22 protein-coding genes are annotated in these 21,003 nt (G+C 39.0%); 13 read left to right on the top strand and 9 right to left on the bottom strand.

All coding sequences use genetic code 11. The features are described from left to right. Positions 1 to 135: 135 nt before the first annotated feature. The 11 genes from bamD to MWU84_RS17665 all read left to right on the top strand — a co-directional run bounded on the left by bamD (position 136) and on the right by MWU84_RS17665 (position 11,345). On the top strand, positions 136 to 945 hold the full coding sequence (gene bamD / locus MWU84_RS17715) for an outer membrane protein assembly factor BamD (RefSeq protein WP_246904213.1): 810 nt from the start codon (positions 136 to 138) through the stop codon (positions 943 to 945). A 14-nt stretch (positions 946 to 959) separates the two neighbouring features. Next, on the top strand, positions 960 to 1,292 hold the full coding sequence (locus MWU84_RS17710) for a DNA-directed RNA polymerase subunit omega (RefSeq protein WP_031444521.1): 333 nt from the start codon (positions 960 to 962) through the stop codon (positions 1,290 to 1,292). Between the two features lie 3 nt (positions 1,293 to 1,295). Continuing rightward, positions 1,296 to 2,501 (top strand): bifunctional phosphopantothenoylcysteine decarboxylase/phosphopantothenate--cysteine ligase CoaBC, encoded by a 1,206-nt coding sequence (gene coaBC / locus MWU84_RS17705; protein ID WP_246904212.1) that lies wholly within the window; start codon positions 1,296 to 1,298, stop codon positions 2,499 to 2,501. After that, on the top strand, positions 2,494 to 3,384 hold the full coding sequence (locus MWU84_RS17700; RefSeq protein ID WP_246904285.1) for a DUF4835 family protein: 891 nt from the start codon (positions 2,494 to 2,496) through the stop codon (positions 3,382 to 3,384). The genes coaBC and MWU84_RS17700 overlap by 8 nt, the downstream gene beginning before the upstream one ends. Positions 3,385 to 3,582: 198 nt before the next feature. Beyond that, positions 3,583 to 5,235, top strand: coding sequence for a DNA repair protein RecN (recN, locus tag MWU84_RS17695; protein ID WP_246904211.1), 1,653 nt, complete (start codon positions 3,583 to 3,585; stop codon positions 5,233 to 5,235). Positions 5,236 to 5,457: 222 nt separating this feature from the next. Continuing rightward, a complete protein-coding gene (locus tag MWU84_RS17690) occupies positions 5,458 to 6,270 on the top strand; it encodes an SDR family oxidoreductase (protein ID WP_246904210.1) in 813 nt (270 codons plus the stop codon). A gap of 152 nt (positions 6,271 to 6,422) precedes the next feature. After that, positions 6,423 to 7,430, top strand: coding sequence for a glycosyltransferase (locus MWU84_RS17685; protein ID WP_246904209.1), 1,008 nt, complete (start codon positions 6,423 to 6,425; stop codon positions 7,428 to 7,430). Positions 7,431 to 7,434: 4 nt separating this feature from the next. Further along, positions 7,435 to 8,391, top strand: a complete 957-nt coding sequence (locus MWU84_RS17680) for a hypothetical protein (protein WP_246904208.1) — start codon at positions 7,435 to 7,437, stop codon at positions 8,389 to 8,391. Further along, positions 8,388 to 8,975, top strand: coding sequence for a dephospho-CoA kinase (gene coaE / locus MWU84_RS17675; RefSeq protein WP_246904207.1), 588 nt, complete (start codon positions 8,388 to 8,390; stop codon positions 8,973 to 8,975). Before MWU84_RS17680 ends, coaE begins: the two co-directional genes overlap by 4 nt. Positions 8,976 to 9,055: 80 nt before the next feature. Then, positions 9,056 to 10,630 carry a HAMP domain-containing sensor histidine kinase gene (locus tag MWU84_RS17670; protein ID WP_246904205.1) on the top strand — a complete coding sequence of 525 codons (1,575 nt, stop codon included), beginning with the start codon at positions 9,056 to 9,058 and terminating at the stop codon, positions 10,628 to 10,630. A 7-nt stretch (positions 10,631 to 10,637) separates the two neighbouring features. After that, positions 10,638 to 11,345 (top strand): response regulator transcription factor, encoded by a 708-nt coding sequence (locus tag MWU84_RS17665; protein WP_031444512.1) that lies wholly within the window; start codon positions 10,638 to 10,640, stop codon positions 11,343 to 11,345. 433 nt (positions 11,346 to 11,778) lie between these two features. Here MWU84_RS17665 and MWU84_RS17660 read toward each other — a convergent pair whose 3' ends face one another. The 7 genes from MWU84_RS17660 to MWU84_RS17630 all read right to left on the bottom strand — a co-directional run bounded on the left by MWU84_RS17660 (position 11,779) and on the right by MWU84_RS17630 (position 18,123). After that, positions 11,779 to 12,279, bottom strand: a complete 501-nt coding sequence (locus tag MWU84_RS17660; protein ID WP_246904203.1) for a gluconokinase — start codon at positions 12,277 to 12,279, stop codon at positions 11,779 to 11,781. Further along, the gene (gene miaA / locus MWU84_RS17655; RefSeq protein WP_246904201.1) at positions 12,279 to 13,190 is read right to left on the bottom strand and encodes a tRNA (adenosine(37)-N6)-dimethylallyltransferase MiaA; all 912 of its coding nucleotides are present in this window, start codon (positions 13,188 to 13,190) and stop codon (positions 12,279 to 12,281) included. The genes MWU84_RS17660 and miaA overlap by 1 nt, the downstream gene beginning before the upstream one ends. Then, positions 13,190 to 14,017: an ion transporter gene (locus MWU84_RS17650; RefSeq protein WP_246904199.1), complete on the bottom strand. Its 828-nt coding sequence runs from the start codon at positions 14,015 to 14,017 to the stop codon at positions 13,190 to 13,192. The genes miaA and MWU84_RS17650 overlap by 1 nt, the downstream gene beginning before the upstream one ends. Positions 14,018 to 14,020: 3 nt before the next feature. Then, complete coding sequence (locus MWU84_RS17645; protein WP_246904197.1) at positions 14,021 to 15,388, bottom strand: exonuclease domain-containing protein; 1,368 nt, start codon at positions 15,386 to 15,388, stop codon at positions 14,021 to 14,023. Positions 15,389 to 15,459: 71 nt separating this feature from the next. Then, positions 15,460 to 16,113: a YggS family pyridoxal phosphate-dependent enzyme gene (locus tag MWU84_RS17640; RefSeq protein WP_246904195.1), complete on the bottom strand. Its 654-nt coding sequence runs from the start codon at positions 16,111 to 16,113 to the stop codon at positions 15,460 to 15,462. 81 nt (positions 16,114 to 16,194) lie between these two features. Beyond that, the gene (locus MWU84_RS17635) at positions 16,195 to 17,082 is read right to left on the bottom strand and encodes a 3-hydroxybutyryl-CoA dehydrogenase (protein ID WP_246904193.1); all 888 of its coding nucleotides are present in this window, start codon (positions 17,080 to 17,082) and stop codon (positions 16,195 to 16,197) included. Between the two features lie 72 nt (positions 17,083 to 17,154). Then, positions 17,155 to 18,123: a Gfo/Idh/MocA family oxidoreductase gene (locus MWU84_RS17630; RefSeq protein ID WP_246904191.1), complete on the bottom strand. Its 969-nt coding sequence runs from the start codon at positions 18,121 to 18,123 to the stop codon at positions 17,155 to 17,157. Between the two features lie 280 nt (positions 18,124 to 18,403). Here MWU84_RS17630 and MWU84_RS17625 point away from each other — a divergent pair, with 280 nt between their 5' ends. Then, positions 18,404 to 19,045: a protein-L-isoaspartate(D-aspartate) O-methyltransferase gene (locus MWU84_RS17625; RefSeq protein ID WP_246904189.1), complete on the top strand. Its 642-nt coding sequence runs from the start codon at positions 18,404 to 18,406 to the stop codon at positions 19,043 to 19,045. A gap of 8 nt (positions 19,046 to 19,053) precedes the next feature. Here MWU84_RS17625 and smpB read toward each other — a convergent pair whose 3' ends face one another. Next, positions 19,054 to 19,515, bottom strand: a complete 462-nt coding sequence (gene smpB, locus MWU84_RS17620; protein WP_215946226.1) for an SsrA-binding protein SmpB — start codon at positions 19,513 to 19,515, stop codon at positions 19,054 to 19,056. 138 nt (positions 19,516 to 19,653) lie between these two features. Between smpB and MWU84_RS17615 the strand changes: the two genes are divergently transcribed. Beyond that, positions 19,654 to 20,400, top strand: coding sequence for a DUF6503 family protein (locus MWU84_RS17615; protein WP_246904187.1), 747 nt, complete (start codon positions 19,654 to 19,656; stop codon positions 20,398 to 20,400). Here the strand turns inward: MWU84_RS17615 and MWU84_RS17610 are convergent. After that, a complete protein-coding gene (locus MWU84_RS17610) occupies positions 20,397 to 20,927 on the bottom strand; it encodes a phosphoglycerate mutase family protein (protein ID WP_246904185.1) in 531 nt (176 codons plus the stop codon). The genes MWU84_RS17615 and MWU84_RS17610 overlap by 4 nt on opposite strands. Positions 20,928 to 21,003 lie beyond the last annotated feature (76 nt).

The raw sequence follows: 21,003 nt of genomic DNA, 5'->3' as shown, positions 1-21,003 counted from the left end.
TAAAGGATTTTATACCTACAAAGTTAAAACTTGCACAAAAATGTTGCGGTTGGTAAAGCGGCGGGCTATTTTAGCACTATAAAAATGTTTTTTATATCCGTTTAGAATCCTTAATTTTGCAAAATGTTTTTAAAAATGAAGCGTCTATTTTCCTTTTTATTATTGGTTGCCATCCTTAGCTCTTGTAGTGAGTACCAAAAGGTACTTAAAAATGAAGATGTTAAGGCCAAATATGATTTGGCAGAAAATTTTTATGATGCTGGCGATTTTAAAAGGGCAAACCGCTTATTGGAACAAATTGCCCCAAAGTATATAGGTAAGCCACAAGGTGAACGTGTTATGTTCTTTCTTGCTAATTCTTATTTCCAGACTAGGGACTACAATATGGCGGGCTACCAGTTTGAAAGGTTCTTAAAGTCTTACCCCAAGAGCGATAAAGTAGCTGAGGCGGGATTTTATGGTGCGAAAAGTTATTATGAACTCTCCCCTAAATATTCTTTAGATCAAACCGATACGGATAAGGCGCTAATTAAATTGCAAAATTTTATTAATACATATCCGGAATCCGAATTTTTGGTAGAAGCCAATATTATGGCTAGGGAGTTGACTACGAAGAAGGAGCGAAAATCCTATGAGATAGCAAAACAGTTCAATACCATTGGCGAATTTGATTATACCTTCCTGACCCCTGCGGTTGCTGCCTTTGATAACTTTATTTCGGATAACCCAGGTTCAGTTTATCGGGAAGATGCCCTTTATTACAAGTTTGACGCCTCTACCAATCTAGCACTGAACAGTTTTGATTATCTTAAAAAAGAAAGATTGGACAATGCCAAGGCAGCATATGTGGCTTTCAAAAAATACTTTCCGGAGTCCAAGTATCTAAAGGATGCGAATAAGACGATGGCAAAAGTTGAAAAAGAATTAGAAATTTATTCCAAATAAAAATACCATTTGATATGAATATGAACGATTTAAAAAACTCGAAAGCTCCTGTTTCTACGGTAACGATCAACAAGAATGATTTCGATGCCAAAACCGGAAATATCTATGAGGCCATTTCCATAGCGGCTAAAAGAGCTGTTCAGATAAATTCTGAAATTAAGAAAGAGCTTTTGGAGAAGTTGGAGGAGTTTGCAACTTATAGTGACAGTTTGGAAGAAGTTTTTGAAAACAAAGAGCAGATAGAGGTGTCTAAATTTTACGAAAAATTACCTAAGCCACATGCATTGGCGGTGAAGGAATGGTTGGACGATAAAATTTATCATAGGAATACAGAGAAAGACGCTTAAAGGATGTTGGGCGGTAAGAATATACTTTTGGGCATTACTGGGGGTATAGCTGCTTATAAAACCACCTTTTTAGTTCGTTTACTTATAAAAGCTGGCGCTAACGTTAAAGTTGTTTTAACGGAAAGCGCCAGCTCTTTTGTTACCCCCTTAACCTTAGCAACCCTGTCCAAGAATGCAGTGCTTACTTCATTTATAGATGAGGAAAACGGAACTGTATCCTGGAACAATCATGTGGAATTGGGGCTTTGGGCAGATATTGTTCTTATTGCTCCGGCTACGGCAAATACTATGTCAAAAATGGCAAATGGTACTTGCGATAATCTGTTGATGGCTACCTATCTATCGGCGAAATGCCCTGTTTACTTTGCGCCAGCCATGGATTTGGATATGTATAAACATCCGTCCACTACGGCTACTTTTAAAAAGTTATTATCTTTTGGGAATATTATGATTCCGGCCACATCGGGAGAGTTGGCCAGTGGATTGATAGGGGAGGGCCGTATGGCCGAACCCGAAGATATCGTGGACTTTCTTAATGATCACCTTGGCAAGGGGCTGCCGCTAAGCGGTAAAAAAGTATTGATAACGGCAGGGCCGACTTATGAGGCTATTGATCCGGTCCGATTTATAGGAAATCACTCAACAGGTCTAATGGGCTACGAATTGGCAAAAAATGCTGCCAAGCTTGGGGCTAAGGTGTATTTAGTTTCCGGGCCGTCCCATTTAAGCGTGCCACATACCCTTGTGGAAGTTGTTAGGGTGACATCGGCCGATGAAATGTTTAAAGAAACTGTTGCTTTATATCCGGATATGGATATTGTTATTTGTGCTGCGGCGGTAGCCGATTACAAACCAAAATTAGTGGCAGAACAGAAAATTAAGAAAACTTCAGAGGAATTTACCATTACCTTGGTTAAGAATAAGGACATCTTGTTTGCGTTGGGTGAAATGAAGAAGAATCAGTTTTTGGTCGGTTTTGCATTGGAAACCGAAAATGAGGTAGAAAACGCCATTGGAAAATTAAAACGAAAAAATTTGGACGCCATTGTCTTAAATTCCCTGAACGATACCGGTGCTGGTTTTGGAAAATCGACCAATAAAATATCGGTCATAGATAAGAATTTGGATATTAAAACGTTTGAGTTAAAAACCAAGGCGGAGGTGGCCTTGGATATTTTAAATGAAATCAAGAACAGCATCCATGCGTAATCTATTTGTAGCCATAATTTGTTTTATAACTTCCATAAGCTTGGGAGCACAGGAATTAAATTGTGTGGTTACCATAAACTCGGATCAGGTAGGGCAGACCAATCAGCAAATTTTTAAGACACTTGAACGTTCCTTAAACGATTTTGTAAATAAGAACAGATGGTCCAATAGGGTCTATAAGGAAAATGAAAGGGTGAACGCCCAAATGTTCATAACCATTACGGAGTATGAATCCAGTAGGTTTAAGGGCAATATTCAGATTCAATCCTCAAGACCGGTTTTTAATACCTCCTATGAAAGTCCTATTCTTAATTATAAGGACAATCAACTCAGTTTTGATTATATAGAGTTTCAACCATTGATTTTAAATGAAAACAACATAACTTCCAATTTGGTAGGGGTTGTATCTTTCTACACCTATATGATTCTGGGGTTGGATGCGGATACTTTTTCCTTGGAGGGAGGAAGCGACTTTTATAAGAAGGCACAACAGATTGTTACCTTGGCCCAAAGTGCCGGTTTTTCAGGGTGGGCGCAAACATCTGGGGAAAGAAGTAGGTTTGAGTTGGTGGACAACCTTCTATCCAACTCTTACAGGGAGTATAGGATAGCCATGTACAATTACCACAGAAAAGGATTGGATGTGTTGGCGGATAACAATAGTACCGGAAAACAAGTGGTCGCAGGTACCATGCGTTTGCTGGAGACCATGTCCGGAAGGCATCCCAACGCTTTTTTAATTCAAACTTTTTTCGATGCAAAGTCCGAAGAAATTCAAAATGTATTTTCTGATGGTCCAAAAGTTGATATTGTACAACTTAAGCAAACCTTGAACAAAATAGCCCCTCTTTATTCGTCCACTTGGAACGAAATAAAATTTTAACCCAAACATTCTCTAGTGGCTTTGCCCAGGGGATAATCGTTTCAGGAATTTAATTATTTTCGAAAAATGTCTTCTTCAAATCCTGTTCTAGAATGTAATTCGGTAATTCATTGGGATGCGACACTAAGAAATTTTTAACTACACATTTTTTTCCAAAGCAATATAAATTATCTTTACGGCAATCTTAGAGAATAAACATTGCTGACAAATCTTTCCATAAAGAATTACGCATTAATAGACCATTTAAACGTTACGTTTACCAATGGCTTTACGGTAATAACTGGTGAAACCGGTGCCGGTAAATCCATTTTATTGGGTGGACTATCCTTGGTATTGGGTAAAAGAGCCGATCTTTCCTCATTAAGGGAGAAGGAGGATAAATGTATTGTTGAGGCAGAATTTGAAATATCCAAATATGGTCTGGAATCATTTTTTTTAGAAAATGACCTTGATTATGAGGCAAAGACCATCATTAGAAGGGAGATTTTGCCCAGTGGAAAATCCAGAGCCTTTATCAATGACTCTCCGGTAACCTTGGATATTTTATCCCAACTGGGGGATCAATTGATAGATGTGCACTCTCAGCATCAAACGTTGCGACTTGCGGACAATGATTTTCAGCTGAAGGTTATAGATGCCCTGGCCGATAATGGAAAAGTGTTGAAGGAGTATTCTTCTAAGTTGTTCTTATATCAGTCTACACAAAGGGAATTACAAAAACTGGTGGATTTTCAGGATAGTGCTACCAAAGAACACGAGTACAACAGTTTTTTGTTGCAGGAATTAATTGCTGCTCCTTTGAAAGACGGAATATTGGAAGAATTGGAGGAGCAGTACGAGCAGCTTAACAATGTGGAAATTATTCTGGAACAATTGTCCCATGGGCAACAGTTGTTGAACGACGAGCAGGTCGGGCTGGTAAACCTGCTTACAGAACTGAAACAGGTATCCAATAAATTGGCCAGTTTTGGTCACCAATATTCGGATATAAATGAGCGTGTAAAATCGGTTTTTATAGAGTTGGATGATATCTCCAATGAGCTTAATATTCTAAATGAAAAAGTAGAGGCGGATCCACAAATGTTGGAACAGGTAAATACCAAATTACAATTGTTGTACGATCTTTTAAAGAAGCATAAGGTTCAGGGTATTCCAGAGTTGTTGGAAATTAGGGATGAGCTTGATGAAAAGGTTAGTGCCACAGAAAATGTTGGTGCGGATATAGACCGTAAAAAGAAGCAATTACTACTATTGGAAGCCGATTTGAATACCGAAGCGGCCAATATAAGTAAGAAAAGAAAGTCGGTCATTCCCAATTTGAAAAAACAACTGGAAGACACTCTGGTCGATCTGGGGATGGCCAGTGCTACCTTCAAAATTGAAATTACCCCATCCAAGGAATTTAAACTTTCAGGGAAGGATGAACTAACCTTTTTGTTTTCAGCCAATAAGGGATCTGCCTATGGTGATCTCAAAAAAGTGGCCTCAGGTGGAGAACTGTCCCGTATTATGTTGACCATAAAGGCTATTTTGGCCAGATACGAACAGCTGCCTACCATGATGTTCGATGAGATCGATACTGGTGTTTCCGGGGAGATTTCCAATAAGATGGGAGATATTATGCAAGCCATGAGCAATACTATGCAGATATTTTCTATTACCCACTTACCGCAGGTAGCAGCCAAAGGAGTGCACCACTTTAAGGTGTATAAGGAGGAGGAGCTTATGGGGACCAATACCAAAATGAAAAGACTTTCCTCGGAAGAAAGGGTGGTGGAATTGGCCGAAATGTTGGGTGGAAAAACCTTGTCCGAATCGGCTTTGGCACACGCCAGGCAGTTATTGGATTGACCTTTTTTTATCGGCAGGAAAAAGCCGTATTTCAATGATTGGATTGGATGGTACTTGGAGAAGGATTGATCGTCATATAAAAATAATTTTTTTATCCCCAGGGACAGAACAGCTGGATCTGTTGGCAATAGTTTCATTAACTTTTCTATATAAGGCTTTCTGCGGTCTACCCGTTAATTTTTAATATCTTTGACGATCTACAATTCACAAAGAAAATAGACTATGTCGTTTAATTTATTAAAAGGAAAGAAGGGGATTATATTTGGGGCACTAGATGCCAATTCAATAGCCTGGAAAACTGCGGAAACCATACATGCTGAAGGTGGCACTTTTGTCCTGACCAATGCACCCATAGCAATGCGCATGGGACAGATAGACGAACTTGCGAAGAAGACAGGTTCTAAGATTATTCCTGCCGATGCCACGAGCGAAGAGGACTTGGATAATTTGGTAACGCAATCAATGGAAATCCTTGGAGGGAAAATAGACTTTGTCCTACACGCCATCGGAATGTCGGTCAACGTTCGCAAAGGCAGGGCCTATACGGATGAAAAATACGATTTTACTACCAAGGGTTGGGATGTATCCGCACTTTCTTTTCACAAGGTAATGCAAAGTCTTTACAAGGCCGATGCCATGCAGGAATGGGGTAGCATCGTAGCTTTGACTTATATGGCTGCCCAGCGTACCTTTCCCGATTATAATGATATGGCCGACAATAAAGCGTATTTGGAATCGGTAGCCCGCAGTTTTGGATACTTTTTTGGCAAGGAAAAGAAGGTAAGGGTGAACACCATATCCCAATCCCCCACACCTACAACAGCAGGACAAGGGGTTAAAGGTTTTGATAGTTTTATCTCCTATGCCGATAAGATGTCACCTTTGGGAAATGCAACGGCTCAAGATTGTGCAGATTATACCGTTACCTTGTTCTCTGATTTGACAAAAAAGGTTACTATGCAAAATTTGTTTCACGACGGAGGCTTTTCCAATACTGGTGTTAGTCAGGAAGTAATTGACAGGTTTTCGGAATAGGACCTGGGCTAATTCGGCCAGATGACTTAGTATTGTCCTTGGAATATAGGCAAAACACCATGGCTATATATTTAGATTGGCCCGAGGCAATTGTGGCAAAGGAATAGGCAAGCCATACTTTTGTTCACCTCTTTAATTTTCATCAAACCCCAATGGATTTATTCTTTTCTTTTATAGTGCCGGTTTACAACAGACCCAACGAGATTAATGAATTGCTGGAAAGCCTTTCATTACAGGACTACGATAAATCTTTTGAGGTGGTTGTAGTGGAAGATGGTTCTTCGGAAAGTTCGGAGGAAATCGTGGAAAAGTATAAAGATAAATTGTCCATAACCTATATAAAGAAGAAGAATTCTGGTCCTGGTGATTCTCGAAATTATGGAATGAATCGCGCAAAGGGCAATTATTTTATTGTGCTGGATTCCGATTGCATTATTCCCAGTCAGTATTTATCGGTGGTGGATAATTTTTTGGCAAATGACTATGTGGACTGTTATGGGGGTCCCGATGCCGCGCACCCTACGTTCACCAATGTGCAGAAGGCCATTAATTACGCCATGACCTCCATGTTTACGACTGGGGGAATACGGGGCAATAAGATGTCTATAGGAAAATTTCAACCCAGGAGCTTTAATATGGGGATATCAAAAGCCGCTTTTGAAAGAACCCAGGGATATGGGAATATTCACCCTGGTGAAGATCCTGACCTTACCTTCAGGATATGGGAAGCAGGGTTTGAAACAAAATTGATCCAGGAAGCCTATGTATATCATAAACGCAGGATAGATTGGAATAAATTTTATATCCAGGTCAAAAAATTTGGAATGGTAAGGCCTATTTTAAATCATTGGCATCCCGGTACGGCCAAAATCACTTATTGGTTCCCCACTTTGTTCTGTTTCGGATTGATTGGGGCCATTCTCTTTGCGATTTTTGGGATTTTGTGGCCAATTATTATTTATGCCCTCTATTTTGGTTTACTTTTTGTACATTCTTTGGTGTGTAACAAAAATTTTATGGTGGCATTATTGTCATTATTTGCGGTGGTCATTCAATTTGTGGGATATGGTTTTGGATTCTTTAAAAATTCGGTTCAAATAGCGTTAAGCAATAAGAAACCGGAGGAGTTATTTCCGAAGCTTTTCTTTAAAACTCTGTAATAGGTTGATAGATAAAATAAAAAAAGGACTCAATAAAAGAAAGGTTAAACTGTTTCTAGTCTTTTTGCTATGCTCTAGTCTGGCTTGGTTTATTAGCAATTTGGGAGAACAATATACCGACAATACCACCTTTGATATTTATTACGGTAGCACACCTGACAGCTTGTTGCTGAACAGTGTTTCCAAAAGAAATATAAAAGTTAGGCTAAGGGCAAGTGGGTTTCAATTTTTGATGTTCGGTTTTAAGAACAAAACAGTAGTGGTGGACTTATCTGAACTTGAAAAAAAAGGGTCGAAGTATTTCGTTTCTCCAACAACCTATAGAAGTCAAATAGAAAGTCAACTTTCAAAGTTTATAACGGTTGAGGAAATGGATAGGGATACTTTGTTTTTTGATTTTCAAAGGCTTTTCAAAAAAAAGGTTCCGGTACTTCCTAAAGTGACCATCGATTTGGAACAAAATTACCTAATGGATAAAAGTTATACTTTGTTGCCCGATTCCATTACGGTACTGGGACCTAAAAAGGAAATAGACACCTTGACTGGTATTGCTACCCAAACTTTGGTCTTGCCACGTTCGACAAGTGATATTTCCAAAGAGTTAAAACTGAATCTTCCAACCAGTCTAAAAAATACTAAATACTCGGATTACAGTGTAACCCTATCGGCCAAAATATTTAAATTTTCAGAAAGGGTATTTGAGGTTCCGGTAGAGGTGATCAATGTACCTGAAGGGGTCGGGATAAGAACGTTTCCAGAAAAAGTTTCTGTTTTAAGCAGGGGGCGATTAAGTACCGTTAAGGAATTGGGGGTGTCGGATTTTGTGGTTACTGCCGACTATGCCAATCTAAAGGATAAGGACGAAAATGTTTTGGAGTTGAAATTGACCAAAAGGCCCGATAGTGTTGCCGTAGTGCAGTTAAGGGAGAATAAAGTGGAATTTATACTTAAACGGCAATGATGATCGTAGGTTTGACCGGAGGTATTGGTAGTGGGAAATCTACTGTAGGGGCAATGTTCCAAAAATTGGGAGTTCCTATTTATAATTCCGATCTTGAGGCAAAGAATTTAATGTCCCGATCAAAGAAGATTAGACAGGACATTGAGGCCTTATTGGGAAAGGGGAGTTATTTGGATGGGGAACTCAATAAAGAGTATATCTCCAGAATAGTTTTTAAGGATAAGAAATTACTGCAAGGCCTTAATAACATAGTCCATCCAGCCGTAAGAAACCATTTTAAAAGCTGGTGCAGACGGCAGAATGCACCTTATGTAATTCAAGAAGCTGCCATTATATTTGAAAATGGGACCAATGAATTCTATGATAAGATCATATTGGTGACCGCACCAAAGAACATCAGAATCCAAAGGGTTGTTGATAGGGACGGAATGGAATCGGAGGCAGTAATGGAACGCATAAATAATCAATGGCCAGATAGTGAAAAAGAGAAGCTTTCGGATTTCGTTATTGAAAATATTGACATAGAAGCCACCGAAAATGAAGTTTCCCAGATTCACCATAAACTACTTAAAATAAGGGCTTAAGCACGAAATTTTAACATTTTTGTTAAGGTTAGGTTAAACGTGCAATTCGCTAAATGTTAAATTTATAATTTTGTTAATAAATGAATAAGAGGTTATTTGGTCTTTTGGTAGTCTTAATGAGCCTTTCCTTAATAGGGATCATCTTTGTTCAGAGCTATTGGATCAATAAATCCGTAGCGGACAAGGAGGAACAATTTTCTAATACGATCAACCAAATATTGAGTAGGGTTGTAGAGAATATTGAAAAAAGGGAAGTACAGGATTATCTTAACGAGTTTTACAAGCTAAAGGATAGTATAGGAAAGCCAAAGGCTACCCATCTTAAGAATTTTTTCTTTTTTGATCGTGATATCAATTCCAATGAAATACGGTTTTATACCCATGGTATTTTGGAGGAAGATTACAATATGGCATCTACGTTCTTTGATATAGGCTTGGACACAACAACCTTTAGAAATATTACTAGCAGCAGGACAACGGAAATCTATAAAGAGGATTTTGGTCTGGACGGTAGACAATATTCCTTGACACCCGTCCAAAAGCTCGAGAAAATCGGTGGACTTTCTTCTGTTGATAAGGCAGCATTGGATGATGTTTTTAGGGAGCAGGCCAAATCCAGGTCTATCCATAAGCGCGTATCCAAACAGGAAATAGAATTGTTTCTTAGTAGGGAACTTAATAATAGGGGTATAGATATAGACTACGAATACGGGGTTTATAGCAAAGGCCTGCCTACTAAGGTTAAATCCAAAAAATTCAAGTTTTCCGAGACTACACTTTATAAGGCTCCTCTATTTAAGGATAGTGAAGGGAATACAAATTTTTCGCTCTTACTTACCTTTCCCAAAAAGAAAAGGTTCCTTATACAGTCCATTCTTGGAATGGCTATTTTGTCCTTAACCTTTACTTTGGTTATCGTTGTGGCCTATTCAAGTGCCATCTATCAGTTGATTAAGCAAAAACAGATTTCCGAGATTAAATCGGACTTTATCAATAATATGACGCATGAGTTTAAAACTCCAATTGCTACCATAAATTTGGCGGTTGAAGCAATAAAAAATCCTAAGATTATTGATGATAAGGATAAAGTGCTGCGGTATTTACAAATGATAAGGGATGAGAATAAAAGGATGCATGCGCAGGTGGAAAATGTATTGAGGATATCCAAGTTGGAAAAAAACCAGTTGGATATTAGTAAGGATAGGGCAGATATACACGACATAATAGAAGATGCTATTACCCATGTAGAACTTATCGTTGCAGATAGGGGAGGATATATTAAATCTCACTTAAAGGCGGATCGCTCGGAGGTATTGGCCAATGAAATGCATTTTACCAATGTAATTGTGAATATATTGGATAATGCTGTTAAGTATTCACCGGAAGTGCCCAAGATCGATGTTTTTACCGAAGTGGTCGGTAATTATATCATTATAAAAATACAGGATCAAGGAGCTGGGATGAGCAAGGCGGTGCTTAAAAAGGTTTTTGAAAAGTTCTATAGGGAACATACAGGAGATATACACAATGTAAAAGGGCATGGATTAGGGCTCGCTTACGTAAAAAAAATAGTTGATGATCATCAAGGTGAGGTTTATGCAGAAAGTGAAAAAGGAAAAGGAAGTACTTTTTATATAAAACTACCTTTAATTTAAAACAATAATGGAAACAGTAGATAAGAAAATATTACTCGTAGAGGACGATCCCAATTTTGGAATTGTACTTAAAGATTACTTGGCAATGAACGATTTCGACGTTACGTTGGCAAAAAACGGAATGGAGGGATTTGAAAAATTCAAGAAAGATAATTTTGATGTCTGTATCTTGGATGTAATGATGCCATATAAGGATGGCTTTACCCTAGCCAAGGAAATTCGTGAAAAGAACGAGAACGTACCTATCGTTTTTCTTACGGCCAAGACTATGAAAGAAGATGTTCTTAAAGGATATAAAGCTGGTGCGGATGATTATTTGAATAAGCCTTTTGATTCGGAAGTCTTATTGATGAAACTTAAAGCTATAATTCAAAGAAAGTCTTCCAGTTCTTTGGCGGACAGCAAACAATTTGAATTTACTATTGGTGGTTTCCAATTGAACTCCAAGCTTAGATTTTTGAAATACAAAGATGAAGATGCTATCAAATTATCTCCTAAGGAAAATGAGTTGCTTAGGCTGTTGGCCTTGCACGAGAACGATTTGATGCCCAGGGAATTGGCCTTGACCAAAATCTGGAGGGATGATAACTACTTTACTTCCCGAAGTATGGACGTTTATATTGCAAAATTGCGTAAATATCTTAAGAAAGATGAAAACGTAGAGATATTAAATATCCACGGAGAAGGGTTTAGATTGGTAGTTAAAACAGAGTAAGCACCACGTAACTAAGATTTTTGAAGCACCAGGTTTTTTCTTGGTGCTTTTTATTTTTATAAACTCTGTTTAACGGGAGTTTCAAATTGTATTTAATAGTTAATGAGTTATTTATGATGATTTTGTCCGTTCCAGCCTGTCTACAGCGGGCAGGCGCATCCCGATGTTTATCGGGAGAGACCTCAATTTAAAGATATAACTGTCGAAAACAAAAAAACTCTGGACTCCGCTCGAGGGGACAATAGTATTTTTAATTTACACGAAATCAATGTCTTGCAATTAGTTTTATGTCGAAGTTATTTAAAAGGCGCAGGCTTTTGCAAACACAATAGTTGAACTAACCCTGCCAACAAGGCGGGGTTTTTGGTACTATACCATTTCCCTTGGGTCCGGTTGACTAAAGTACCCAATAGTGCTTTATCCCCTAATATAATTAGTTCTGGTATTCCCTTAATATTTGGTCCACAATTTCTTGGGGACTCGGCTCTATCGATATTTTTATGCCCTTGCTTGGAGGTTCAAAAGTGTCCAGTTGGGATCGTAATAGTTCTGCGGGCATAAAATGTCCCTTTCGTTTTTTTAGGCGCTCCAACAACAACTCAAAAGAGCTTTCCAGGGAAATCCAGACTACTTTTTCTTCAATTTTATTGGCAAGTAGTTTCCTGTAGGATTCTTTTAATGCAGAGCAGACAATGACCGCCCCTGATTCTTGGTTGCTCACGGCCAATTTATTTAGGGTTACCAGCCACTCATAGCGATCCTCATCGGTTAAGGGGATTTTATTGGACATTTTTTCTATGTTGGCTTCCGAGTGAAAATCGTCCCCATCAAAAAATGGTAGGTTCAGTTCTTCTGACAACAACTTCGCAATGGTAGATTTACCCGTACCGGAAACCCCAATTACAAATAGAATGTTTTTATTGTTTAAAGTCATTATCCATTGCGTTTTTGTTCTATCTTCTCCAGAATTTCGTTGAAGTTGTATTCATAATCCACCCAAAGGATATCCTCCTTTTTTCGTAACCACGTCAATTGCCGTTTTGCAAATCTTCGGGTATTTTTCTTTATTTCTGCAATAGCAGTATCCAGATCAAAGTCGCCCTTAAAATAACTAAATAATTCCCTATATCCTACCGTTTGCAGGGCATTCAGGGCCTGATTTTCTTCTAGTGAGGCAACCTCTTCCAATAATCCCTGTTCCAGCATCATATCCACTCTTTGGTTTATTCGGTCGTAAATAATCTTCCTCTCTGCCGTTATACCTACGGTAATGGTATTAAAACCGCGTTTGGGTTTTTTTTGTTTCAAGAAGGAGGTGTAGGGGAGTCCTGAACCAATGCACACCTCCAGAGCCCTAATAAGCCTATGTGGGTTGTTTAGATCTACTTGGTTGTAATAATCCCGGTCCAAAATTTTGAGTCTTTCCTGTAGGCTTAAAATGCCTTCGGTTTTTAAAGTATTGTTCAACGTCTCCCGAACTACGGGGTCGATAGGGGGAAAATTATCGAGTCCGTTTTTAATGGCGTCAACGTATAGGCCACTACCGCCTACCATGACCACAATGTCCTTGTCTTGAAAAAGTGATTCCAATTTTTTTATAGCTTCCCGTTCAAAGTCCCCTACGGTGTATTCTTCAAAAATACTTTTGTGCTGAATAAAATGATGGGGCACACTGGCTAATTCTTCTGAAGATGGTACAGCAGTCCCAACGGCCATTTCTTTGTAAAACTGCCGGGAATCGGCTGAAATGATCTCTGTATGGTAATGTTTGGCAACGGCAATGGCCAGGGTGGTCTTCCCTATTGCAGTTGGTCCAACAATGGAAATAAGATTTTTTTTACACATTAATCCTCGCTTAATCTGTGTCCACATTGCCTGCAGTAATGGGCATCCAAACGCATAATCTCGGTACCGCAATCCGGGCAGGTCCTTTTAGTGTCGATATTTTTTTTACTCGTCTTCCCGGCAACATACTCGGCCGATACGATCCCGGTAGGCACGGCAATTACGCCATAACCAATAATCATGATTACCGTGGCAATAAACTGACCCAAGGGAGTTTCTGGGGAGATGTCTCCATAGCCAACGGTGGTAAGGGTAACAATGGTCCAATAGACACTGTGGGGAATGCTGGTAAAGCCGTGTGTGGGTCCTTCAACAATGTACATTACCGTTCCCAATAGAACGGATATAATGATGATAAAAAAAACAAAAACGAATATTTTGGTTCTGCTGGCATGCAGGGACCTGACCAGATTGTTGGATTCCCCTACAAAGCGTACCAACTTCAATATTCTAAAGACCCTCAACAATCTCAAGATCCTAAAGGCGGTAAGGTATTGGGAGCCCACTAGGAATAGTGAAAAGTATTTGGGGATGGTGGAAAGCAAATCTACTACTCCAAAAAAGCTAAAAATATACTTTTTGGGCCGATTGATGGAAATAATACGCAATATGTATTCAATAGAAAAAAGTATAGTCACTGTCCATTCGGAAATATTTAAAAATTTATGGTACCTTTCGTCGAAGGAAGGGATGCTTTCCAGCATTACAATGATTACACTATAGACGATAATTACAAGTAAAATGATATCAAAAAGTCTTCCGGCCGGGGTATGGGTCCCGTAGATTACCTCATGAATCTTATGTTTCCAACTTTTTTTAATTTTCAAAGTTTAGTGTTTTAGTTCTAGAATTTTCAGGACCTTTTTTTTTCTGAGATAGGAAGAAATAATATGGGTCGTGTTGTCATTTCCTTCCATGGGGGTTATTATGGATTCCAAGATATGAATATTATTGATCTGATGGTTTAGATTAAAATATCCAAGGCCTTTAAAAATACCATCTTTGATTTCAATCCCGCAACGCTCGCCAATTTCCCTACCCTTGTCCATAATCAAAATACTCTTTTTTGAAATACTGTACTTATCAATAGCTTGTCTTACCCGCTCATTATATGTTTCAGCCGGTTCTTCTTTTATACAGCCTCCCAGGCAGCTATTTTCGCTATAGTGGGAGCAATGCATCTTTGCTTGGGATAGGCCGTTTATTTTATTGCACAATTTAAATTCCTCCCTGATACCATACAAGAAATTCTCCGCACCTTGAAGGCTGTTAAAGGTAGCTACTGCCCTTTTTTTAGGGTTTATTGGCGCTGCGGTCAATGAAATATAGCCATCAGGGTTGGTGGACAGATAAACTCCATGAGAAAACAGCCTTTTCTTATAATGGGCATTGTATTTAGGTTTGTTCCTTAATAATTCGGCGTTTTCCTTTAATAACGCAGCCAGTTCATTGCCTGTTTTTTCATAGGATACCCGTTTGGTTTCTTTTTGAATTCTTCTGGCCTTAGGGCTGTTATTGGTAAAATGCTGGTTGACCCTTTTTTTAATGTTGCTGCTTTTCCCCAAAAAAATAATATCACCGTCCTTATTGTGTAAATAATAGACCCCTGTTTCTGAAGGTAACCCATCCACCATGTCCAGCTGTCTTGGAGATAGTTCCCCTTGGGTTTCACTTCGTAAAACGCTTTTAAAAATGGTTTTGTCCAGATCCTTTGATAGCAATAATTTAAAAAGTTGTAGGGTGGCAAGAGCATCCCCATTGGCTCTATGGCGGTCGCTTACAGGAATACCCAGGGAACGCACCAATTTGCCCAGACTGTAGGATTCCGCATCCGGTAATAATTGTTTTGCCAATTCAACCGTACAGAGGGTCTTGCGTTCAAAATTAAACCCCAATCGTCTAAATTCGGTTCTCAATATTCGATAGTCGAACTGTGCATTATGGGCTACAATTACGGCATCTTCCGTAATTTCGACAATACGTTTGGCCACTTCATAGAATTTTGGAGCTGTGCGCAGCATGTTGTTGTTGATACCTGTAAGATTTACAACAAAGGGTTGGATTTCTTTTTCAGGGTTCACCAGGCTTATAAACTGATCCACCACCTTATGCCCGTCAAATCTATGGATAGCTATTTCCGTAACCCCCTCTTCATTGTATTTTCCTCCTGTGGTTTCAATATCTAATATGACGTACATGTATTATTTCAAATTCAGATTGGTAAACAAAGATACATATTCTCTCGGCAAGGAATAAGCGCGGTTCAATGCTAATTTCTGGCTCCAAAAATGCTGCTTCCCACTCGTATCATGGTGCTGCCTTCCTCTATTGCGATCTCATAATCGCCGCTCATTCCCATAGACAATTCCGAAAGGTCGGGGAGCGACATTCTGGTTTTTTCAAATAAGCCTTTAAGTTGCTTGAATTCCTTCTTAATTTGCTGGCTGTTGTTCGTAAAGGTAGCCATCCCCATTAGTCCAACTATCTTTATGTTAGTCAGTTGATGCATGTCATCTGAAGCGATCAATTCGTTCAGGTCATTCTCGTCGAAACCAAATTTGGTGTCTTCCTCGGCAATATGGATTTGTAGTAGGCAGGGTATCACCCTGTTATGTTTTTTAGCTTGTTTATTTATTTCTTTTAAAAGTTTTAGGGAATCCACGCCATGGATCAGCGACACATATTCTGCCATATACTTTACCTTATTTCGCTGTATATGTCCTATCATATGCCATTGAATATCCTTCGGGAGCACCCCGTACTTTTCGGTCATTTCCTGAATCTTATTTTCTCCAAAAAGCCTTTGTCCGGCCTCGTAGGCTTCCATAATGTCTTCCTTTGGTTTGGTTTTGGAAACGGCTACGAGTTTAACATGGGGGGGAAGCGATTCCTTGATTTGCTTTAGGTTATCCTTAATGGGCATTTACATTCTTTTTTATCATTAATCTTTTAGAGGAGTATGTGTGGCTTAATTTATACTTGAAATATCATCACACAACTGCTACTAATTAAACTGTTTGGAAACTGTATCGGCTTTTCGGGATTCCGAATAATCATAAAATCCCTCCCCTGATTTAATACCCAATTTTCCCGCGGTTACCATGTTCACCAATAAGGGGCAGGGAGCATATTTGGGGTTTTTAAATCCGTCGTACATAACATTTAGGATAGACAGGCAGACATCCAAGCCAATAAAATCTGCGAGCTGCAATGGACCCATGGGGTGGGCCATTCCCAATTTCATAACCGTATCTATCTCAGTCACCCCTGCAACCTTGTTGTACAAGGTCTCTATGGCCTCATTGATCATGGGCATTAGAATTCTGTTGGCAACAAAGCCAGGGTAATCATTGACTTCCGTCGGTGTTTTTCCAAGTTTTGTGGAGAGATCCATAATGGTCCTTGTAACTTCATTGGAGGTGTTGTAACCCCTTATTATCTCTACCAATTGCATTATAGGTACTGGGTTCATAAAATGCATCCCGATTACCTTATCCGCTCTTTTGGTGGCAGCAGCAATCTGTGTAATGGAAATAGAAGAGGTGTTGGTCGCCAAAATCGTACTGGGTTCACAGATGGCATCCAGTTCCCCAAATATCTTCAGCTTAAGGGCCGTGTTCTCTGTTGCTGCCTCTATTACTAAATCCACCTTCTTAACCCCATCTGCAAGTTCTGTGTAGGGCGTGATGTTTTTCAAAGTGGATTGCTTATCGTTTTCTGTGATAAGCTCTTTGGCTACCATCCTGTCAAGATTTTTGCCAATGGTAAGCAAGCCCTTATCCAGCGCGTCCTGTGAAATATCTATAAGGTGGGTTTTATAACCATTTTGAGCAATTACATGGGCAATGCCATTGCCCATTGTTCCGGCTCCTATGACTGCTATGTTTCTCATATGAATGCGATTTTCTTAGATTTTTTTTCTGACCTACCAGGATTCTTTTCTATGCTTACTAAAATCCAGGATCTATTTCTTTTGGAAAGATGCAATTACTTCCAGCGCAACCCTTAAGGCCCGGGTTCCTTGTTCCAAGGTGACCACGGGAATTGTGTCCTGGTTTATGGCATCTGCAAAAGTCTCCAACTCGTCCATAATAGCATTATTTGAGGCTATATCGGGATTTTCAAAATAGATCTGTTTTTTAACGCCTTCGGCATTTTGTAGGATCATATCAAAATCCCCAGGTTTTTCCGGAGCATCCTTCATTTTAACCACTTCCACTTTTTTCTCCAGAAAATCCACAGCGATGTAGGCATCTTTTTGGAAAAAGCGGGACTTGCGCATGTTTTTTAAGGAAATTCTACTGGCCGTTAAGTTGGCAACGCAGCCGTTCACGAACTCTATTCTGGCATTGGCAATATCTGGGGAGTTGCTAATAACTGAAACTCCACTGGCATTTATTTGTTTAACTTCGGATTGCACAACGCTAAGTATGGCGTCAATATCATGGATCATTAGATCCAAAACCACAGGTACATCCGTCCCCCTTGGATTAAATTCCGCCAACCTATGGGTTTCAATGAACATGGGGTTGTTAATATTTTCCTTTACGGCCATAAATGCTGGATTGAATCTTTCCACATGGCCTACTTGCCCCTTTACCTGATATTTTTTTTCCAATAGCAACAATTCTTCAGCTTCTTGAAGGGTGTTGGTGATGGGTTTTTCAATAAAAACATGTTTTCCTTTTTCCATTGCCTTTTTGGCACAATCGAAGTGGGAAAGGGTAGGGGTAACTATGTCTATTACATCAGCGGCATCTATTAGTTTGTTCATATTATCGAAGAAAGTGTAGCCAAATTCCGCTTCTACCTTTTTTCCGTTAATGACATCGGGATCGTAAAACCCGACCAAATTATATTTTTTGGACTCATTCAGTAATCTAAGGTGAATTTTTCCTAAATGTCCTGCTCCAAGGACGCCAACATTAAGCATATGTGTTTATTTTCTTCAAAAATAAGGATAGTTTGTAAGTTTAAGGGCTTAAAAAATAAAAGTTAGGTTTAATATCCCATCTTTTTTGTCAACAACACTAGGTGGGGAAATATGATAATAATTATATGATAGATAAGTGAACCGTGGCCTTCGTTATTAAAGAAATCTAGCCTAAATTCACCTTCGGATAAAAGAAAGGCTTAGATTGCATTATGTAAATTTTCTGATTTCTTCATTTTAAGTTTTTCATTTTTTAACTTTGCCCACCAAAACCAATTAATTGAAAGATACATTAAAACATAAGGGAATGCGCAACAAATTGGCCGACATTCTTTTGGAGAAGGGAATTGTTGACAATTCGGTTCTTGAGGCTATCCGGGCGGTACCTAGACACTTATTTCTAGATAGTAGTTTTGAAGATCATGCTTACCAGGATAAGGCATTTCCAATTGGCGCTGACCAAACCATTTCCCAGCCTTATACAGTCGCCTTTCAGTCCGAACTTCTACAGGTGCAACCCAATCATAAGATCTTGGAAATTGGAACAGGAAGTGGGTATCAAACTGCAGTGTTGTTAAAATTAAAAGCCAGGGTATATACTATTGAGCGGCAATTGGAACTCTTTAAAAAGACCAATCTCTTTTTTAAAAAGATGGGGTATAGGCCCAAAAAAGTAATATTTGGGGACGGGTATAAAGGATTGCCGGAAGAGGCGCCATTTGATAGTATTATAGTAACCGCTGGAGCCCCATTTGTGCCAAACCCATTACTTGCCCAGCTTAAGGTCGGTGGTAGGTTGGTAATACCCGTAGGGTTGGATGAGCAGATTATGACGCTATATGTTCGCAAATCTGCCAAGGAATTTGAAAAAAAGGAATTGGGGTCCTTTAGATTTGTACCTTTGTTGGAGGACAAAAATTAAGGGAAGTTCTAATTGTTGAAGCTTTTCTTGATCCGGTCCAGGTTTTTCTTGTTGTCACGATCTTTAATAGTCTCACGCTTGTCATATAGTTTTTTACCTCTTGCCAATGCGATGTTCATCTTGGCCAAGCCCCTGTCATTCAGAAATAGATTTAAGGGGATAATGGTAAGACCTGAATTCTTTACTTCTTTTTCCAGTTTTTTCAGTTCACCACGGTTGAGTAAAAGTTTTCGCTCTGCTTTGGGTTTGTGGTTGTAATGCGTTCCGTGGGAATATTCATCTACCTGCATGTTAATAACAAACAATTCTCCCAGATCATTAAATTCACAAAAGCTCTCCGAGATGGAAGCCTTGCTTTCCCGAATTGATTTGATTTCGGTACCGGACAATACAATACCGGCTGTATAGGTATCCAATAACTCGTAATCGAATCGGGCCCTTTTGTTCTTTATGTTTATTTTTTTCTGCATATGTTTGACAAAAATAGAAACAATTATCCGATTGGCAATTAAGGCATGGATATAGATCTTAATTATAATTTTTGAGTATAATTTTATTTTTTTTGTAATGTTTGTAGCAACATTGCGATTAATGTGAAAAGTAAAAGAATGAAAATAATATCCCCTTTGATTGTTGTTTTTTTGATTATTTCCTGCAAGGACAGATCTGCAAGCGCTATTTCTGTTCAAGAAATAGTAGACAAGTCCATTATGGTGAGTGGAGGAGAGAAGTATAGAAACAACGATATATTCTACAAATTCAGGGATTTTCAATATGCCTCTGAATGGAAAGACGGTGTTAGAATTTTAAAGCGTATAAGAACAACAGACTCCACAAAGGTGGTAGATGTAAAAGGTATTCATAATTTTGAACGATTTGTTAACGATAGTTTGGTGCCTTTAAAAGATTCGATTGCCAATTTATATGCAAATTCTGTGAACTCCGTGCATTACTTTGCCCATTTGCCATACGGGTTAAATGATCCTGCAGTCAATAAGGAGCTTTTGGGGGAGGTCACTGTAAAGGACAAAGAGTATTTTAAGGTAAAAGTGACTTTTGATCAAAAAGGGGGAGGAAAGGATTACGAAGATATTTATCTGTACTGGTTTAATAAGGAGACCTTTAAGCCCGACTACCTAGGGTATAAGTTTTATGTGGATGGGGGTGGAATTCGCTTTAGGGCCGCATATAATGAGCGCTACCTGGGAGGTATCCGATTTGTTGATTATGAAAATTATGAGGCTTCCATAGAGGACTCCTCAATCTATGAGGTAGATAGACTTTACGAAAAAAACGAATTGAAATTATTGTCAAAAATAGAGTTGGAAGATATTTCAGTGAAGCCTTCCAATTAGTCCATTTTTAATCTAATATCGGTGGCTTTTCCATTTATGATCCGTACAATAAATAGACTACTATTGTCGTAATCGTCCATATGTTCATATTTCTCCTCGCCCAACAGGAGGTTTACAAACTCTGGAGTGGTATTGCTATGGCCAACAACAAGAACGTTTTTGCCGAGATTTTCCATTTTAAATTCCTCAAGAATCATAGCCTTTGGGTCGTAATATTGGGGGGTAATTTCTTTTTTAACGGATGTAGGTGCGGCAGTCATTGCAGTTCTTTCAAAATCGGTGATGTAAATGGCGTCAAGCGCTACGGGGTCAAAAACCTCGGCCCAACGTATGGCCCGTCCCAATCCGTCTTGATTTAATTCAGGATCTACGTTTTCCGGGTCGCTGCGATCTTTCTCGGCATGCCTAATAAAATAAAAGGTAGAAATAGAATCTTCTGCATTTTCCATGGGCAACTTCGGATCGTCCTTACAGGACATTGCTCCGATAGTCAAGGAAAGAATAAATAGCAGTTTTAAATGTTTCATGGTGAATTCTATTTTTGGTATTTGGTTCTTCTGGTAAAGTAACTAAAATTACATCAAAAAAGTATGTAGTGCCCGC

This window comes from Arenibacter sp. F20364, assembly GCF_023015905.1.
Taxonomy (GTDB): domain Bacteria; phylum Bacteroidota; class Bacteroidia; order Flavobacteriales; family Flavobacteriaceae; genus Arenibacter.
Note: the sequence above shows the minus strand (reverse complement) of the source record. Positions and strands in the feature narration are given on the sequence as shown.

Excerpts from the sequence above, each read along its gene's own strand:
- MWU84_RS17615 (WP_246904187.1), top strand. The coding sequence starts at position 19,654 with ATGAAAATAATATCCCCTTTGATTGTTGTTTTTTTGATTATTTCCTGC.
- MWU84_RS17635 (WP_246904193.1), bottom strand. The coding sequence starts at position 17,082 with ATGAGAAACATAGCAGTCATAGGAGCCGGAACAATGGGCAATGGCATT.
- coaE (WP_246904207.1), top strand. The coding sequence starts at position 8,388 with ATGATGATCGTAGGTTTGACCGGAGGTATTGGTAGTGGGAAATCTACT.
- miaA (WP_246904201.1), bottom strand. The coding sequence starts at position 13,190 with ATGTGTAAAAAAAATCTTATTTCCATTGTTGGACCAACTGCAATAGGG.
- MWU84_RS17610 (WP_246904185.1), bottom strand. The coding sequence starts at position 20,927 with ATGAAACATTTAAAACTGCTATTTATTCTTTCCTTGACTATCGGAGCA.
- MWU84_RS17700 (WP_246904285.1), top strand. The coding sequence starts at position 2,494 with ATGCGTAATCTATTTGTAGCCATAATTTGTTTTATAACTTCCATAAGC.
- MWU84_RS17665 (WP_031444512.1), top strand. The coding sequence starts at position 10,638 with ATGGAAACAGTAGATAAGAAAATATTACTCGTAGAGGACGATCCCAAT.
- bamD (WP_246904213.1), top strand. The coding sequence starts at position 136 with ATGAAGCGTCTATTTTCCTTTTTATTATTGGTTGCCATCCTTAGCTCT.
- coaBC (WP_246904212.1), top strand. The coding sequence starts at position 1,296 with ATGTTGGGCGGTAAGAATATACTTTTGGGCATTACTGGGGGTATAGCT.
- smpB (WP_215946226.1), bottom strand. The coding sequence starts at position 19,515 with ATGCAGAAAAAAATAAACATAAAGAACAAAAGGGCCCGATTCGATTAC.
- MWU84_RS17690 (WP_246904210.1), top strand. The coding sequence starts at position 5,458 with ATGTCGTTTAATTTATTAAAAGGAAAGAAGGGGATTATATTTGGGGCA.
- MWU84_RS17710 (WP_031444521.1), top strand. The coding sequence starts at position 960 with ATGAATATGAACGATTTAAAAAACTCGAAAGCTCCTGTTTCTACGGTA.
- MWU84_RS17645 (WP_246904197.1), bottom strand. The coding sequence starts at position 15,388 with ATGTACGTCATATTAGATATTGAAACCACAGGAGGAAAATACAATGAA.
- MWU84_RS17685 (WP_246904209.1), top strand. The coding sequence starts at position 6,423 with ATGGATTTATTCTTTTCTTTTATAGTGCCGGTTTACAACAGACCCAAC.
- MWU84_RS17640 (WP_246904195.1), bottom strand. The coding sequence starts at position 16,113 with ATGCCCATTAAGGATAACCTAAAGCAAATCAAGGAATCGCTTCCCCCC.
- MWU84_RS17670 (WP_246904205.1), top strand. The coding sequence starts at position 9,056 with ATGAATAAGAGGTTATTTGGTCTTTTGGTAGTCTTAATGAGCCTTTCC.
- MWU84_RS17660 (WP_246904203.1), bottom strand. The coding sequence starts at position 12,279 with ATGACTTTAAACAATAAAAACATTCTATTTGTAATTGGGGTTTCCGGT.
- MWU84_RS17630 (WP_246904191.1), bottom strand. The coding sequence starts at position 18,123 with ATGCTTAATGTTGGCGTCCTTGGAGCAGGACATTTAGGAAAAATTCAC.